The organism is Mesorhizobium sp. M7A.F.Ca.MR.245.00.0.0 (genome assembly GCF_003997415.1).
GTDB lineage: Bacteria > Pseudomonadota > Alphaproteobacteria > Rhizobiales > Rhizobiaceae > Mesorhizobium.
Genome location: NZ_RZTE01000010.1, coordinates 61,268 through 74,846, shown reverse-complemented (window position 1 = coordinate 74,846; position 13,579 = coordinate 61,268). Strand labels below are relative to the sequence as shown.

Annotated in this window: 12 protein-coding genes; 6 read left to right on the top strand and 6 right to left on the bottom strand. The window is 64.7% G+C overall.

Annotated features, from left to right (window positions below; genetic code table 11):
* Positions 1-73: 73 nt before the first annotated feature.
* From EOB80_RS13390 to EOB80_RS13380, 3 genes are read right to left on the bottom strand one after another with little or no spacing between them, the layout of a single operon-like run.
* Positions 74-1,561: an aldehyde dehydrogenase gene (locus EOB80_RS13390; protein WP_127328056.1), complete on the bottom strand. Its 1,488-nt coding sequence runs from the start codon at positions 1,559-1,561 to the stop codon at positions 74-76.
* Positions 1,558-2,751, bottom strand: a complete 1,194-nt coding sequence (locus EOB80_RS13385) for a cytochrome P450 (protein WP_127328054.1) — start codon at positions 2,749-2,751, stop codon at positions 1,558-1,560. The genes EOB80_RS13390 and EOB80_RS13385 overlap by 4 nt, the downstream gene beginning before the upstream one ends.
* A gap of 57 nt (positions 2,752-2,808) precedes the next feature.
* Positions 2,809-4,257, bottom strand: a complete 1,449-nt coding sequence (locus EOB80_RS13380; protein WP_127328052.1) for an APC family permease — start codon at positions 4,255-4,257, stop codon at positions 2,809-2,811.
* 173 nt (positions 4,258-4,430) lie between these two features.
* Between EOB80_RS13380 and EOB80_RS13375 the strand changes: the two genes are divergently transcribed.
* Genes EOB80_RS13375 through EOB80_RS13350 form a run of 6 tightly spaced genes read left to right on the top strand, consistent with a single transcriptional unit; the run spans position 4,431 to position 10,863 of the window.
* Positions 4,431-5,201 carry an IclR family transcriptional regulator gene (locus EOB80_RS13375; protein ID WP_127328050.1) on the top strand — a complete coding sequence of 257 codons (771 nt, stop codon included), beginning with the start codon at positions 4,431-4,433 and terminating at the stop codon, positions 5,199-5,201.
* Positions 5,201-6,481, top strand: a complete 1,281-nt coding sequence (locus EOB80_RS13370) for a Tm-1-like ATP-binding domain-containing protein (protein WP_127328048.1) — start codon at positions 5,201-5,203, stop codon at positions 6,479-6,481. Before EOB80_RS13375 ends, EOB80_RS13370 begins: the two co-directional genes overlap by 1 nt.
* Positions 6,478-7,146 carry an HAD-IA family hydrolase gene (locus EOB80_RS13365; protein ID WP_127328046.1) on the top strand — a complete coding sequence of 223 codons (669 nt, stop codon included), beginning with the start codon at positions 6,478-6,480 and terminating at the stop codon, positions 7,144-7,146. Before EOB80_RS13370 ends, EOB80_RS13365 begins: the two co-directional genes overlap by 4 nt.
* Positions 7,147-7,167: 21 nt before the next feature.
* Positions 7,168-8,517 carry an aminotransferase class III-fold pyridoxal phosphate-dependent enzyme gene (locus EOB80_RS13360; protein WP_127328044.1) on the top strand — a complete coding sequence of 450 codons (1,350 nt, stop codon included), beginning with the start codon at positions 7,168-7,170 and terminating at the stop codon, positions 8,515-8,517.
* 34 nt (positions 8,518-8,551) lie between these two features.
* Positions 8,552-9,844, top strand: a complete 1,293-nt coding sequence (locus tag EOB80_RS13355) for an aminotransferase class III-fold pyridoxal phosphate-dependent enzyme (protein WP_127328043.1) — start codon at positions 8,552-8,554, stop codon at positions 9,842-9,844.
* Positions 9,841-10,863 (top strand): phosphotransferase, encoded by a 1,023-nt coding sequence (locus tag EOB80_RS13350; RefSeq protein ID WP_127321205.1) that lies wholly within the window; start codon positions 9,841-9,843, stop codon positions 10,861-10,863. The genes EOB80_RS13355 and EOB80_RS13350 overlap by 4 nt, the downstream gene beginning before the upstream one ends.
* A 27-nt stretch (positions 10,864-10,890) precedes the next feature.
* Here the strand turns inward: EOB80_RS13350 and hpaH are convergent, their stop codons facing one another.
* Genes hpaH through hpaD form a run of 3 tightly spaced genes read right to left on the bottom strand, consistent with a single transcriptional unit; the run spans position 10,891 to position 13,575 of the window.
* On the bottom strand, positions 10,891-11,697 hold the full coding sequence (gene hpaH / locus EOB80_RS13345; protein ID WP_127328041.1) for a 2-oxo-hept-4-ene-1,7-dioate hydratase: 807 nt from the start codon (positions 11,695-11,697) through the stop codon (positions 10,891-10,893).
* Entirely contained in the window at positions 11,694-12,569 is an 876-nt protein-coding gene (locus tag EOB80_RS13340; RefSeq protein WP_127328039.1) for a fumarylacetoacetate hydrolase family protein, read from the bottom strand. Before EOB80_RS13340 ends, hpaH begins: the two co-directional genes overlap by 4 nt.
* Before the next feature lie 25 nt (positions 12,570-12,594).
* On the bottom strand, positions 12,595-13,575 hold the full coding sequence (gene hpaD / locus EOB80_RS13335) for a 3,4-dihydroxyphenylacetate 2,3-dioxygenase (RefSeq protein WP_127321202.1): 981 nt from the start codon (positions 13,573-13,575) through the stop codon (positions 12,595-12,597).
* Positions 13,576-13,579: the final 4 nt, after the last annotated feature.

The window sequence follows — 13,579 nt, the reverse complement described above, 5'->3', positions numbered from 1 at the left end:
GGCCGCAGCGGGTCGCGGCGCGATCTTGCGCGCCTCTGGAGGTCGTCAGATTCTCAGAGAGCCCGGCGTGCCGTCAAAGCGCGATCCACACCGTCTTCAGTTCCAAATATTTCTCCAGCGCGTGAAGCGACTTGTCGCGGCCGAAACCGGACTGCTTGACGCCGCCGAGCGGCACGGTGATGTCGGCGCCGCCGTAGGTATTGACGTGGACGACGCCGGCATTGATGGCGCGCACCATGCGGTGTGCTGTGGAGAGGTTTGATGTCCACACCGCCGAGGCGAGCCCGTAGACGGTCGAATTGGCAAGCCGCACCGCCTCCTCCTCGGTCTCGAAGCGCATGACGCCGAGCACTGGCCCGAACACCTCCTCGCGCGCAAGCTGCATGTCTTGCGTGACATTCTCGAAGATCGTCGGCGCCATGTAGCTGCCGCCGGTCTCGGTCAGAATCCGCTCGCCACCGGTGACCAGCTGGGCGCCTTCTTCGGTGGCCCTGGCGACGAAACCGAGATTCTTGTTCAGTTGCTCGGCGCTCGACACGGCGCCGACATCGCTGGTGAGATCGAGCGGATCGCCGACTTTGAGCCGCGTGGTTGCCGCGACAAGTTCGTCCATGAACCGATCATAGACCGCTGACTGGACCAGAAGCCGCGAGCCGGCGACGCAGACCTGGCCGGAATTGCGAAAAATGCCGTTGGCCGAGAGGACGGCCGCCTGTTTCAGGTCGGGAGCATCGGCAAAGACGATGTTGGGCGACTTGCCGCCGAGTTCGAGGAAGACGCGCTTCAGATTGGAGCGAGCGGAATATTCGAGCAGCCGTCGACCGACCGGCCCCGAGCCGGTGAAGGCGATGGCGTCGACATCCATATGCAGGCCGAGCGCTTCGCCGGTGACCGCGCCACGGCCGGTGACGACATTGAGCACACCGGCGGGAAGTCCGGCCTCGCTTGCCAATTCGGCCAGCCGCAGCAGCGTCAGCGAAGCGATTTCCGGCGGCTTGACCACCACGCAATTGCCGGCGGCAAGTGCGGGCGCGATCTTCCAGGCGCCGATCATCAGCGGGAAATTCCACGGCACGATGACGCCGACGACGCCGAGCGGCTCCTTGTGGATCAGTCCCAGCACATTGTCGGCCGTCGGCGCGATCTCGCCATAGACCTTGTCGATGGCCTCGGCATAATAGCGGATGGTGCCTGCCGCCGACAGCGGTTCGGCCTTGTAGGCCATGCCGATCTCGGTGCCGTTGTCGCGCACGCCGAGCACGGCGAGCTCGTCGGCATGCTTTTCGACCAGCTCGGCGAACTTCGTCAGCACCTTCTTGCGAAAGGCCGGCGCTGATCGCGACCACGAGCCCCTCTCGAACGCCTTGCGCGCCGACTTGACGGCGCGGTCGATATCGGCGGCGTTGCCGTCGGCGATGCTGGCGAAAGGTCGGCCGTCGATCGGCGACGTCACCGGCAGGCTTGCGCCGCTTGTTGTCTCGATCTGCACGCCATCGATGAACAGGCCCCGTGCGCCGATCTCCGTCTGGCGCAGCGTGTCGATGGCATTCTGACTGATCATGGGTGACGGACTCCCAAGGAAACATGCAATGTGGTTGGCGCGCGGAATTCCCAGCCGCGAAACACCGGCTCCTTGCCAGGCACAAGGCTGAGATCGGGGAAGCGCAGGAGCAACAGCCTTACCGCAAGGCACATCTGCTCGCGTGCGAAAAACCGGCCCGAACAGAAATGATGGCCGAAGCCGAAAGCGGCATGGTTGCCTTCGTCGCGGTTGATGTCGAAGCGGTCTGGATCGGCAAAGCGGCTCTCGTCACGGCTTGCCGAGGAGACAAGTGCGGCAACCGCGGCACCGGCTGGAATCGTCACGCCGCCAAGCTCGACCGCCCGTGTCGTCTGCCGCGTCTGGGTGCCGATCGGCGCCACCCAGCGCAGGCCCTCGTCGACCGCTTTGGGCACGAAGGTCTCGGGATCGGCGAGCACCTGCCGCATCTGCTCGGGATGGGCCAGTAGACCGGCCAGGATTGAGCCGGCGCCATGTCCGGGCTCCTGCATGCCGCCAAGCAGGATGACCTTGATGCTCGGCATCAAAAAATCGATTGGCCGCGTCGTGCCCTCCGGCATGCCGTCATGCAGCATATGCGACAGCGCGGAATCATCCGGCGCGTGGACAAGCCTTTCCAGCGTCGGCAAGATGGCGTCGCCGACCTCGGCACCGATCGCGTCGGCGATCTCCTGCCGCTTCGGGTCGTTCTCGAAATTGATGGCACCCTGGGCAAGGCCATAGAACCAGCGGCGCAGCGTCGGCATGTCGATGTCGGCAAGGCCGAGCGAGCGTGCCAGGCTGAGCGTCGACACCGGTTCGAAATAATCGGCCATCAGCTCGGCGCAGCCTTGGTTGGCGATCCGGCCGAGAAAAGGTTCGGCAATCGACCGCACGAGGTCGCCGGCATAGGCGGCGACGGTGCGCGGCCGGTATTTCGGATCGACGCCTTGGCGCAGTTGTTTGTGCGTCTCGCCATCGGTGGTCAGGATGGTGGGCTTGCCGAAGGAGCGCTCGACCGGCGACGAGCCGACGACGGCGGAGAAGATGTCGGGCGACTTGGCGACGCTCTCGACATCCTTCCAGCGGGTGACGAACCACAGATTGACCGCGGGCACGAAAGCGACAGGCGCACTGCGCCTGAGCTCTGCATAGATCGGATAGGGATCGGCTTCCAATGCCTCGACGGTTATATTTTCGGCAAAGCTCAATTCCGCCACTCCCCTTGTGGTGTAAGGGCGGCGTGGCACGCCGCCCCTTTGCTTTTCTCAATCTTTCAGCGGCTGGCCGAGGTTTTCGAAGGCTATGGGATCGCGGCTCTTCAGCGCGCTGGCCAGCAGCAGGCCGACGATCGCGGCGATCAGCACCAGCCCCGGCAGGAACACGCCAAGAAAGCCGCCGGCCCCGGACAGGCTGCCGAAATTGATGACGATCAGGTAGATGATGATGACGAAAGCGATGAAGGTCAGCCCGGGCAGGATGGTGGTCTTCAGCGCGTTCTCCTGGGCTGCCGGGTTGGCGCGGAAGAACATCACCACGGCCAGCGAGGCCACCGCCATCATCACGATGACGCCGAGCGTCGCGACATTGGTCAGCCACGAAAACAGCGCCAGCACCGGATCGAGGCCGAGCACGGCGAACAGGCCGACGACGACCGCGGCGAGCACGCTCTGGATGACGGAAGCGACATGCGGGCTCTGGTGCACCGCATGCGTCACGCCAATCGTCTGCGGCAACAGTTTTTCGCGGCCCGAGACATAGATATAGCGCGCAACCGCATTGTGGAACGCCAGCACGCCGGCAAACAGGCTCGACACGAACAGGATGCTCATCGCCTGCGACAGCATCGTGCCGGCGTAACGATCCGACAGGCCGAACAGGAAGGTCGTCGGATCCGGCAGCCCTTGCAGCGTCGGCAGCAGCTTGTCGACACCGGCGCCGACCGCCATCAGCCATGCCGTGAGCATGTAGAAGACGCCGATGAGCACGACCGAAAAATAGGTGGCGCGCGGAATGGTGATCTTTGGATCGCGGGCTTCCTCGGCATAGATCGTCGTCGCCTCGAAACCGATGAAGGCGGCAAAGCAGAACAGAATGGCGATGGCCGGCGAGCCTGATGTGATCTGGCTCCAGCTGAACGGCGCCGCCGACAGGCCGCTATCGCCGCCGGTCTTGAGGATGGCGATGTCGAGGACCAGCACCACAAGATATTCGCACAGCACCAGCACCGTCAGGATCTTGGCGGAGAGGTCGACCTGCCGATAGCCGAGCACGGCGACCAGCGCGATGGCGATGAAGCTCCACACCCACCAGGGCAGGTTGATGCCCCAGCCGGCGAACAGGCCTGATGTCGCGGCGCCGAGCAGGCCCATGACCCCGATCTGCATGGCATTGTAGGACAGGATGGCGATCAGCGCCGTGGCGCCGCCGGCCATGCTGCCGAGGCCGCGCGCGGCATAGGCATAGAAGGCGCCGGCATTGCCGACATGGCGTGACATGGCGACATAGCCGACCGCGAACAAAAGCAGCAGGATGGTGACGATCAGATAGGTGCCCGCAAAGCCGGCGCCATTGCCCATCAGCATGCCGAGCGGCGTGCCGCCGGCGACGGCCGTGAGCGGGGCGGCCGCCGAAATCACCATGAAGGTGATGGCGCCGACGCCAAGACTGTTCTTGCGCAGCCTGTTGGCCGGCACCTGTTCTGCAACTGCTGTCATCGATCCCTCCTGTTTGCAAACCCTCAGGCTCGCCGGCCGAATGGCCTGTCCCATGCACTCTGGCGGTTGGTTCATTATTTGAACCGTTATTTTGAATATAGACTTGCAAACAATGCCGATGCCTGTCAAGTTAATTCACACGTTAAATGATTGTCCCGAACCGGGAGGCAAATTTGAGTACGGTCGGAAAAGCGATCTCGCTTCTGGAGCTGTTCAGCGTCGACGAGCCCGAGCTCGGCCTGTCCGATCTGGCGCGCCGCTCGGGCTTCGACAAGGCGACGACACGGCGGCTGCTGGTTGCGCTGGCCGGCCATGGCTTTGTCGAGCAGGATATCGGCACGCGGCACTATCGCCTCGGCGCCGGCCTGTCGCGGCTGGCGCGCATCCGCGAAGCGCGCTTTCCCTTCCTGCAGACAGCTGTTCCGCTGGTGCGGGACTTGGCAGCATCGACGGCCGAGACCGTGCATTTGTCGGAGTTCGGCGTCGACAGGCTGGTCACCGTTCATGTCGAGCATCCGGCATGGGCGAACCGGGTCAACATCGACATCGGTCAGTTGCTGCCCCTGCACTCGACCGCGTCGGGCATCGCCTATCTGGCCTTCGCCCGCGACGAGACCGTCAAGGCGTGCCTGACGGGTTCGCTCGACGCTTTCACGGCCCATACGCTGATCGAGCCGGCCGCCATCTCAAGATCCATGAGCGAGGCGCGCGAGCGCGGCTATTCGATCTGCGACCAGGGCTATGAGGAAGGTGTGATCAGCGTCGCGGCGGCAATCCGCGGGGCGGATGGCTTTGCGCTCGGCACCATCGCGGTGGCGGCGCCAAAGGCCAGAACGACGGCAGCCGCGATCACAGAGCGGGGACTTGCCGTGAGGGAGGCGGCACGGGAGATTTCCATGCGCCTCAACGGCGAAAACCTGCAAATCTTGAGGAGGCAGGCCTGATGCCCTCGGAGACAGCGCCCCGCATCCTGGTCATCGGCACGGGCGACACAAAGGCCGAAGAGCTGCTGTTCATGAAACAGTGCATCGAGCAGTCAGGCGGCAGCGCCGTGATGATGGATGTCAGCGTGCTGGGCGACCCGCCCTACAGCCCGGACCACGACAAGCACGCCGTGGCACGCGCGGTGGATGTGACGATCGCCGAGATCGTTTCGAGCGGTGATGAGAACACCGCCATAACGCTGATGGCCGGCGGCGCGGTGCAGCTGGTGCGCAAACTCCATCAAAGTGGCGAGATCGACGCCTTCATCGCCATCGGCGGCTCGATGGGGACAGATCTGGCGCTCGACGTGGCGCTTTGCCTGCCGCTCGGTGTGCCGAAATTCGTCGTCTCGACCATCGCCTATTCGCACCTCATCCCGCCCGAGCGCGTCGCGCCCGACCTGATGATGATCCTCTGGGCGGGCGGGCTGTACGGCCTCAACTCGATCTGCAGGCTGGTCCTGTCACAGGCCTGTGGTGCGGTCGTCGGCGCGGCCAGGATTGTGCTGGAGGCCCGCACGGCGGCTCCGGCAATCGGCCCGACCATCGGCATGACCTCGCTCGGCAGCAGCTGCCTGCGCTACATGAAGACGCTGAAGCCAGCGCTGGAACAGCGCGGCTATGACGTTGCCGTCTTCCACACCACCGGAATGGGCGGCCGCGCCTTCGAATCGATTGCCGGTCAGGACCATTTTTGCGCGGTGTTCGATTTCAGCCTGCAGGAAATCACCAATCATCTCGCGGGTTCCGTCGTCAGTTCCGGCACCGACCGGCTGGAGAATGCCGGCGCCCGCGGCATTCCGCAGATCGCCGCACCCGGGGCGGTCGACATGGTCGATCTGCCGACCTGGCAGGATTTGCCGGCTAAATTCTCGACGCGGCCGTTTCATGCTCATAACAGGCTGATCGCTTCGATCACTGTCAATGCCGACGATCGCCGCCAGGTCGCCAGGGCCATCGCCGCTAAGCTCGGTGCCGCGAAAGGCCGCTCCGCCTTCATCCTTCCAACCGGAGGCATCCAGGAATGGGACGTGCAGGGCGAGCCGCTCTATGAACCCGAGGCTCTCGCCGCCTTCGCAGATGAAATGCGCAGGGCTATTCCCGCCGGGGTCGAGTTCCACGAGATCGACGCTCACATCAACAGCGACGACTTCGTCGACAAGGCGCTCGAGATCTTCGACCGCTGGGTCGAGGAAGGCATCGTCCCGCGCGGCAAGCCGGCCAAGGGAGTGGCAGCGTGAGCGCTGTTCCCGCCCAGGCGCTTGTCCTTGATTTCGGCGGCGTCGTCACCCGGACGCTGTTCGAGACGCATGCCTTGACCGAACAGGCGCTCGGCCTTGCGCCGGGAACGCTGCAATGGCGCGGGCCGTTCGATCCGGACAGCGATCCGCTGTGGCGCGCGATGCAGGCCGACGAGATCAGCGAGCGCGACTACTGGCGCTCCCGCACCAGTGAGGTCGGTCGGCTGGTCGGCGAGGACTGGCAGGCGATGGAGACCTTCGTCCAACGAGCGCGCGGCGCCGAGCCGGAAAAGGTGGTGCGGCCCGAGGCCGACAATGCCATCCGGGCCGTGCACGCGGCGGGTTTTCGGATGGCGATCCTGTCAAACGAACTCGACCTGTTCTACGGCGCCGATTTCCGCCGGCGGCTGCCCTTGCTCGGCCTCTTCGACCTCATCGTCGACGCCACCTATACCGGCATCCTCAAGCCCGATCCACGCGCCTATGCCTTCGTCACCGAGGCGCTCGGCCTTGCGGCCGGCGCTTGCGTCTTCGTCGACGACCAGCAGCGCAATGTCGATGGCGGCTGTGCTGCCGGCATGCGCACGGTTCATTTCGACGTCGCTCGCCCGGCTCATTCCTATGCCGAGGCCCTCGGTCATTTCGGCCTCGTCCCAGTTGCCTGAGATTTTTTTGCGGAGTCCTCCATGCGCGACATCAATTTTCTCACCGAAACCAACGCCAAGCCGATCTGGCACCCGATGGCGCATCCGGCCGAGATGCGGGCCAACCCGCCAAAGGTGATCATGAAAGGCGAGGGTGTGATGGTCACCGACATCGCCGGCAACACCGTGCTCGACGCCGTCGGCGGCCTGTGGAACGTCAATCTCGGCTACAGCTGCGACCCGATCAAGCAGGCGATCGCCGACCAGCTTTCGGCGCTGCCCTATTATTCCGGTTTTCGCGGCACCTCGACAGGACCGTCAATCGAACTCGCCTACGAACTCTGCGAATGGTTCGAGCCAGAAGGCATGGTGCGGACCTTCTTCACCTCGGGAGGCTCGGATTCGGTCGAAACGGCACTCCGGCTGGCCAGGCAATACTGGAAGATCCGCGGCCAGGCCGACCGGACAAAATTCCTCGCCCTGAAGAAGGGCTATCACGGCACGCATTTTGGCGGCGCGTCGGTTAACGGCAACGCCAATTTCCGTCGCAACTACGAGCCGCTGCTGCCCGGCGTCTTCCATATTCCCGCGCCCTGGACCTTCCGCAACCCGTTCGATGAGACCAACCCAGCGCGGCTGGCGAAACTGTGCGCCAAGGCGCTGGAGGACGAAATCGCCTTCCAGGGCGGCGACACCATCGCCGCTTTCATCATGGAGCCGGTTCTCGGCGCCGGCGGCGTCATCGTTCCGCATGAGAGCTTCATGCCACTGGTGCGTGAGATCTGCGACCGCCACGAGATCCTGCTGATCGCCGACGAGGTGGTGACGGGCTTCGGCCGCACCGGCGCATGGTCGGGCTCGCGTCTGTCCGGCGTGAAGCCGGATTTCATGACCATCGCCAAGGCGATCACGTCAGGCTATTTCCCGCTCGGCGCGACCTTGATCGGCGGAAAAGTCGCCGATGTCTTCGAGGCCGACAAGACCAGTTTTGGTGCGATCGGCCACGGCTATACCTATTCCGGCCACCCGGTCGGCTGCGCGGCGGGTCTGGCGGCGCTTGCCGAGACCAAACGGCTTCGCCTGAACGAGAACGCGGCGGCACGGGGCGTCGAACTCGCGGCCACGCTGGAGGGGCTGAAGGCCAGGCACGCGATCGTCGGCGATGTCAGGTACAAGGGCCTGATGGCGGCGCTGGAGCTGGTCTCGGACCGTGCCACCAAGAAGCCTGCCGACAAGAAGACCATGGCGGTGGTTTCGGAGGCGGCCTATGAGGCCGGCGTCATGCTGCGTGTGTCGGGCAACACCATCATCCTGTCGCCGCCGCTCATCATCAGCGCTGCCGATGTGACGAAGATCGGCGAAGCGCTGGATGCAGGCCTGTCGAAGGCCTGACGGTTAGCTGGCCACAACGGAGTTTCAAGACGCAATGAGTCAATCACAAGAGGCACTGGTTAGCCGGCGTTCCCGCCTGCTCGGCGCGAAATCGCAATTGTTCTACGACGAGCCCGTGCATCTGGTTCGCGGCGAAGGCGTCTGGCTCTACGATGCCGACGGCCGCAAATATCTGGACGCCTACAACAATGTCGCGCATGTCGGCCACTGCCACCCGCATGTGGTCGAGGCCCTGTGCCGGCAGGCCGGCCTGCTCAACACCCACACGCGCTATCTGCACACCGCCATCCTCGACTATGTCGAGCGGCTGACCGCGACCTTCGATGCCAGCCTATCGACCGCCATCCTGACCTGCACCGGCAGTGAGGCCAACGACATCGCGCTGCGCATGGCGCAGGCCGCCACCGGCCGCATGGGCATCATCGCCACCGACGCCACCTATCATGGCAACACCACGGCGGTTTCGCAGCTCAGCACCCGCATGCCGCCGGTCGGCGGCCGTGCCCGCCACGTCAGGCTGGTGCCGGCACCTGACAGCTATCGCCAGCCGGATGCGATGGCCAACGGCAAAGCCTTTGGCGACGCGGTGCGCGAAGCCATCGCCTCGCTGGAGCAGGATGGCATCGGCCTGTCCGGCATCATCCTGTGTCCGCTGCTCGCCAATGAAGGCTTTCCGACGCTCCCATCCGGATTTTTCGACGACGCGATGCGCGCGGTGCGGGGCGCCGGCGGACTGGTCATCGCCGATGAGGTGCAGCCCGGTTTCGGCCGCACCGGCAGTCATTTCTGGGGCCACCAGCGCGCCGGCTTCGTTCCCGACATCGTCACCATGGGCAAGCCGATGGGCAACGGCCATCCGGTCGCCGCGGTGGTCACCACCAAGAACACATTGGCGACCTTCCGCAACGCTTTCCGCTACTTCAACACCTTCGGCGGCAACCCGGTTTCCTGCGCGGTGGCGAATGCCGTTCTCGACGTCATCGAGCAGGAAGATCTCGTCGCCAACGCGCGTAATGTCGGCGCCTATGCGCTTGGGCTGCTGCGCCCGCTGGCGGATCGGCATGAATGCATCGGCGAGGTCAGGGGTGCCGGCCTGTTCTTCGGCGCCGAACTGGTTCACGACCGCGAGACCCGTGAGCCGGCGCCCGACATCGCCGAGCAGGTCGCCAACCGCATGCGCCAGCGCGGCGTGCTCATGGGCAAGACCGGCATCCACGGCAATGTGCTGAAGATCCGCCCGCCCATGCCGTTCTCGCGCGACAATGCCGACGTCCTGATCGGCGTCCTCGACGAGGTGCTGGGTGAAGTCGGCGGAGTGAAGGCGTGAACGCTGTTTCCACGCAATCCGAGCCCGAGACGGCAGCCGATGTCACCGAGCTTGCCAAGCGCGCGCTCGAACATTGGGGCATTCGTGAGGGTGAGCCGGAGCTGCTGAAATTCCGCGAGAACGCGGTGTTTCGCGTCATCTTGCCAACAGGCCAGCCGGCCGCCATGCGCATTCATCGGCTTGGCTATCACACGGACGCCGCCCTGCGCTCGGAACTGCAATGGATGGGCTTTTTGCAAGCGGCCGGCATCGCCACGCCATCTGCGGTCGCCACGCCGGCCGGCGATCTGTTCGTGCTTGTCAGCGCCAACGCCTCAGTGCAACCCCGGCAAGTCGATTGCTTGAGCTGGCTGGAAGGCCGCGCCGTCGGCGCGCGAGGCGTGCCGCTGGATTTTACGCCCGAGCAGGCAAGACAGGTCTTCACCGCGTTGGGCCGAACCATCGCCCACATGCACAATGTCACGTCTGCCTGGACGCCGCCCGCCGGCTTTGCCCGCCATGCCTGGGATTTCGATGGCTTCTTCGGCGCGAACCCGAATTGGGGCCGCTTCGAGACCTCGCCCTTCCTCGACGGCCCTCATCGCGAGCTGGTTTTCCAGGCGCGGGAAAAGGCCGTGAAGGTGCTGTCGGAGCATGAACGCAGCGCCCGCAATTTCGGCATCATCCACGCCGATCTGGTGCGCGAGAATGTGCTCGTCCATGACGGCGCGATCCGCATCATCGACTTCGACGATTGCGGCTATGGCTGGCACATGTACGACCTTGCCGTCGCGCTCTACCAGAACCGCGATGAGGCGATCTATCCGCTGATCGAGGCCGCTTTGCTCGAGGGCTATCGGCAGGAGCGGGCACTGACCGCGCGCGACATCGCCGCGCTGCCGCTGTTTTCGGCGTTGCGTGCCTTTGCTTTCCTCGGTTGGGTGCAGAGCCGCGTCGAAGGCGACATCACCAGGGATGTCGGCCAGCGTATGTCGGCCATCGCAGCCGATGTGGTGATTGCCTATCTGCGTGGCGAATAGGGCCGATCAATAAGAACTGGCGGGTCATCAGCCCTTCGCGAAATGGATGCTGACCGTGCCCGAACTGCCGAAATCGGCGACGATCGTGTCGCCGGGCCGCGCCTCGATCGGGCGCACGAACGATCCCGAGAGCACCACCTCGCCAGCCGCGATCGACATGCCGTAGCGGGCGAGCCTGTCCGCCAGCCAGGCGATGCCCATGGCCGGGTGGTTGAGCACGCCGGCGCCGAGCCCGGTTTCCTCGACCTCGGCGTTGCGCGAGACGATGGCACCGATCCAGCGCATGTCGGCCTCATCAGGACGTTGCCGCCGGCCGCCGATGACAATGCCGGCATTGGCGGCATTGTCGGAAATCGTGTCGAAGAAGGTGCGCACCTTCTTCGTCTCGGCATTGACGCGCTCGATGCGCGTATCGAGGATTTCCAGCGCCGGTGTGATGTAGTCGGTGGCGTGGAGCACGTCGGAGATGGTCACGCCGGGGCCTTTCAGCGGCGCCTTCATGACGAAGGCGATCTCGGCCTCGACGCGCGGCTGGATGAAGCGGCCGGCCGGCACCGTCGCGCCGTCATGGAAGAACATGTCGTCGAACAGCACGCCCGAATCCGGCGTGTCGATGGCAAGCGCGTACTGCATCGCCTTGGAGGTCAGGCCGATCTTCCAGCCCTTCGGCTTCAGCCCGGCATCGATCTTGCGCGCCACCAGCGCCGCTTGCACGCGATAGGCGTCCTCCATCGTCGCATCGGGAAAATCGAGGCTGAGCAGACGGATCTGGCGGCGCGACCGCTCGGCCTCGAACAGCCGTGCCGCGGCGTCCTCCACCTGTTCCGGGGTCATTGCGCTGCCTCGTCGACGACACCGTTTCTGAGCACGCCGATGCCTTCGGCCTCCACCTCGATCACGTCGCCGGGCTTCAGCCAGATCGGCGGCTCGAAGCGGGCGCCGGCGCCGGCCGGCGTGCCGGTGACGATGATATCGCCCGGCACCAGCGTGGTGAAGGTCGAGATGTAATTGATGATCTTGCGGAAGGAAAAAATCATCCGGCTGGTGCGGTCCTGCTGGCGCAACTCGCCATTGACGCGGGTGGTCAGCGCGATGTCGGCGATCTGCGCCTCGTCGGTGAACGGCACCAGCCATGGGCCGATCGAGCCGCTGCGGTCGAAATTCTTGCCTTGCGTGACGTTGAACTTGGCATGCCGCACCCAGTCGCGGATGGTGCCCTCGTTGCACAGCGACAGCGCCGCGATATGGCCAAGCGCGTCGGCCTCGGCAATGCGCCGGCCAGCCTTGCCGATGACGATGACGATTTCGCCCTCATAGTCGAGCTGCGGTGATTCCGGTGGCCGCACCAGCGACGCGCCGTGGCCGACGAAGGAGCGGGGAAAGCGGACGAACAGCGACGGGTTGGAGGGCGCAGCCTGGCCATCCTTGTACTCCTCGTTACGGTCGGGGTAGTTGACGCCGACGCAGACGATCTTTTCCGGCGAAGGCACCGGGATTTCGTAGGCGATGGCGTCGAGCGGGAAATCTGGGGCAAACGCCTCCGCCTCTTCCGCCAGCCGCCGCAAGGCGCCGGCCTCGATCACTTCCCGCAACGTCGGCCATTGGCCGTGGCGCGCCGACAGGTCGACGACGCCCTTGCCGGTGACCGCGCCATAGCGCGCCTTGCCGCCGACGGTGAAGGTGGCGAGCCGGCCATGTCCAGTCATCCGTGTCTCCTCGTAAGGTTCATCGTCACGGCGCAATGATCGGCGAAGCCGCCAAATTCGGCTGGCGTGCCTTCGCTCCGGCAAACACACTGCCCTCCTCGAACCAGCTTTTCGGCGCCGGCGCGCCCCACAGCGTCTGGCGTTGCGGGTCCTTGAGGTCCCATTTGATCGGCTCCAGGTCCGGATCGACCGTCTGGTAATCCGAACAGTAAATCTCGATGCGGTGGTTGTCCGGGTCTCTGACATAGAGGAAGAAGGCGTTGGAAATGCCGTGCCGGCCGGGGCCGCGTTCGATGTTCGGCAAATAGCCCGTCGTTGCCATCAGATCGAGCAGGTCGATGATGTTGAGCGGCGTCGGCACCCAGAAGGCGACATGGTGCAGGCGCGGCCCGATGCCGTTGGTGAAGGCGATGTCGTGCACGCCGCCCTTGCGGTGCGTCCACGCCGCCCACAGCCTTCCGCTGCTGGCGTCCTCGGTATACTCGGTCACCCGGAAGCCGAGCTCGTTGTAGAAGGCGACGGACTCGTCGACATTGGGCGAGAAGCAGTTGAAGTGGTCGATGCGCAGCGGCTTGACGCCCTTGTACAGCGCATACTTCTGGTGGATCGGCGGCAGCCGCTCCATCTCAGCGTAGAATTCGAGCGGAATGCCGTGCGGATCGCGGGTGCGGAAGGTGCGCGACTGGTAGGGTCGCTCGACCCATTCCACCGGCAGGCCCTTGTCCTTGAAGAAATGCACTGCCTTGTCGAGGTCTTCATCCGAGAAGACCTTGAAGCCAAGGTCGCGCGCTTCTGCCGTGGCCGCCTTCTTCAGCACGATGCAATGGTGCCCACGCTCCTCCAGCGCCCTGAGATAGATGGTGTCCGATGTCTCGTCGGTGACCTGCAGGCCGAGCGTATCGACATAGAAGGCGCGAGATTTGGCGAGGTCGGTGACGGCCAGCTCGACATGGCTGAGGCGCACGATGTTGAAGGCGGGGTAGAGATTGGGCTTGGGCAAGGGCATCTGA

What these genes read in the sequence shown, in the direction of transcription:
- hpaH (WP_127328041.1), bottom strand. Translation starts at nt 11,697, where the DNA reads ATGACCCCGGAACAGGTGGAGGACGCCGCGGCACGGCTGTTCGAGGCC.
- EOB80_RS13340 (WP_127328039.1), bottom strand. Translation starts at nt 12,569, where the DNA reads ATGACTGGACATGGCCGGCTCGCCACCTTCACCGTCGGCGGCAAGGCG.
- EOB80_RS13360 (WP_127328044.1), top strand. Translation starts at nt 7,168, where the DNA reads ATGCGCGACATCAATTTTCTCACCGAAACCAACGCCAAGCCGATCTGG.
- EOB80_RS13370 (WP_127328048.1), top strand. Translation starts at nt 5,201, where the DNA reads ATGCCCTCGGAGACAGCGCCCCGCATCCTGGTCATCGGCACGGGCGAC.
- EOB80_RS13380 (WP_127328052.1), bottom strand. Translation starts at nt 4,257, where the DNA reads ATGACAGCAGTTGCAGAACAGGTGCCGGCCAACAGGCTGCGCAAGAAC.
- EOB80_RS13355 (WP_127328043.1), top strand. Translation starts at nt 8,552, where the DNA reads ATGAGTCAATCACAAGAGGCACTGGTTAGCCGGCGTTCCCGCCTGCTC.
- EOB80_RS13390 (WP_127328056.1), bottom strand. Translation starts at nt 1,561, where the DNA reads ATGATCAGTCAGAATGCCATCGACACGCTGCGCCAGACGGAGATCGGC.
- hpaD (WP_127321202.1), bottom strand. Translation starts at nt 13,575, where the DNA reads ATGCCCTTGCCCAAGCCCAATCTCTACCCCGCCTTCAACATCGTGCGC.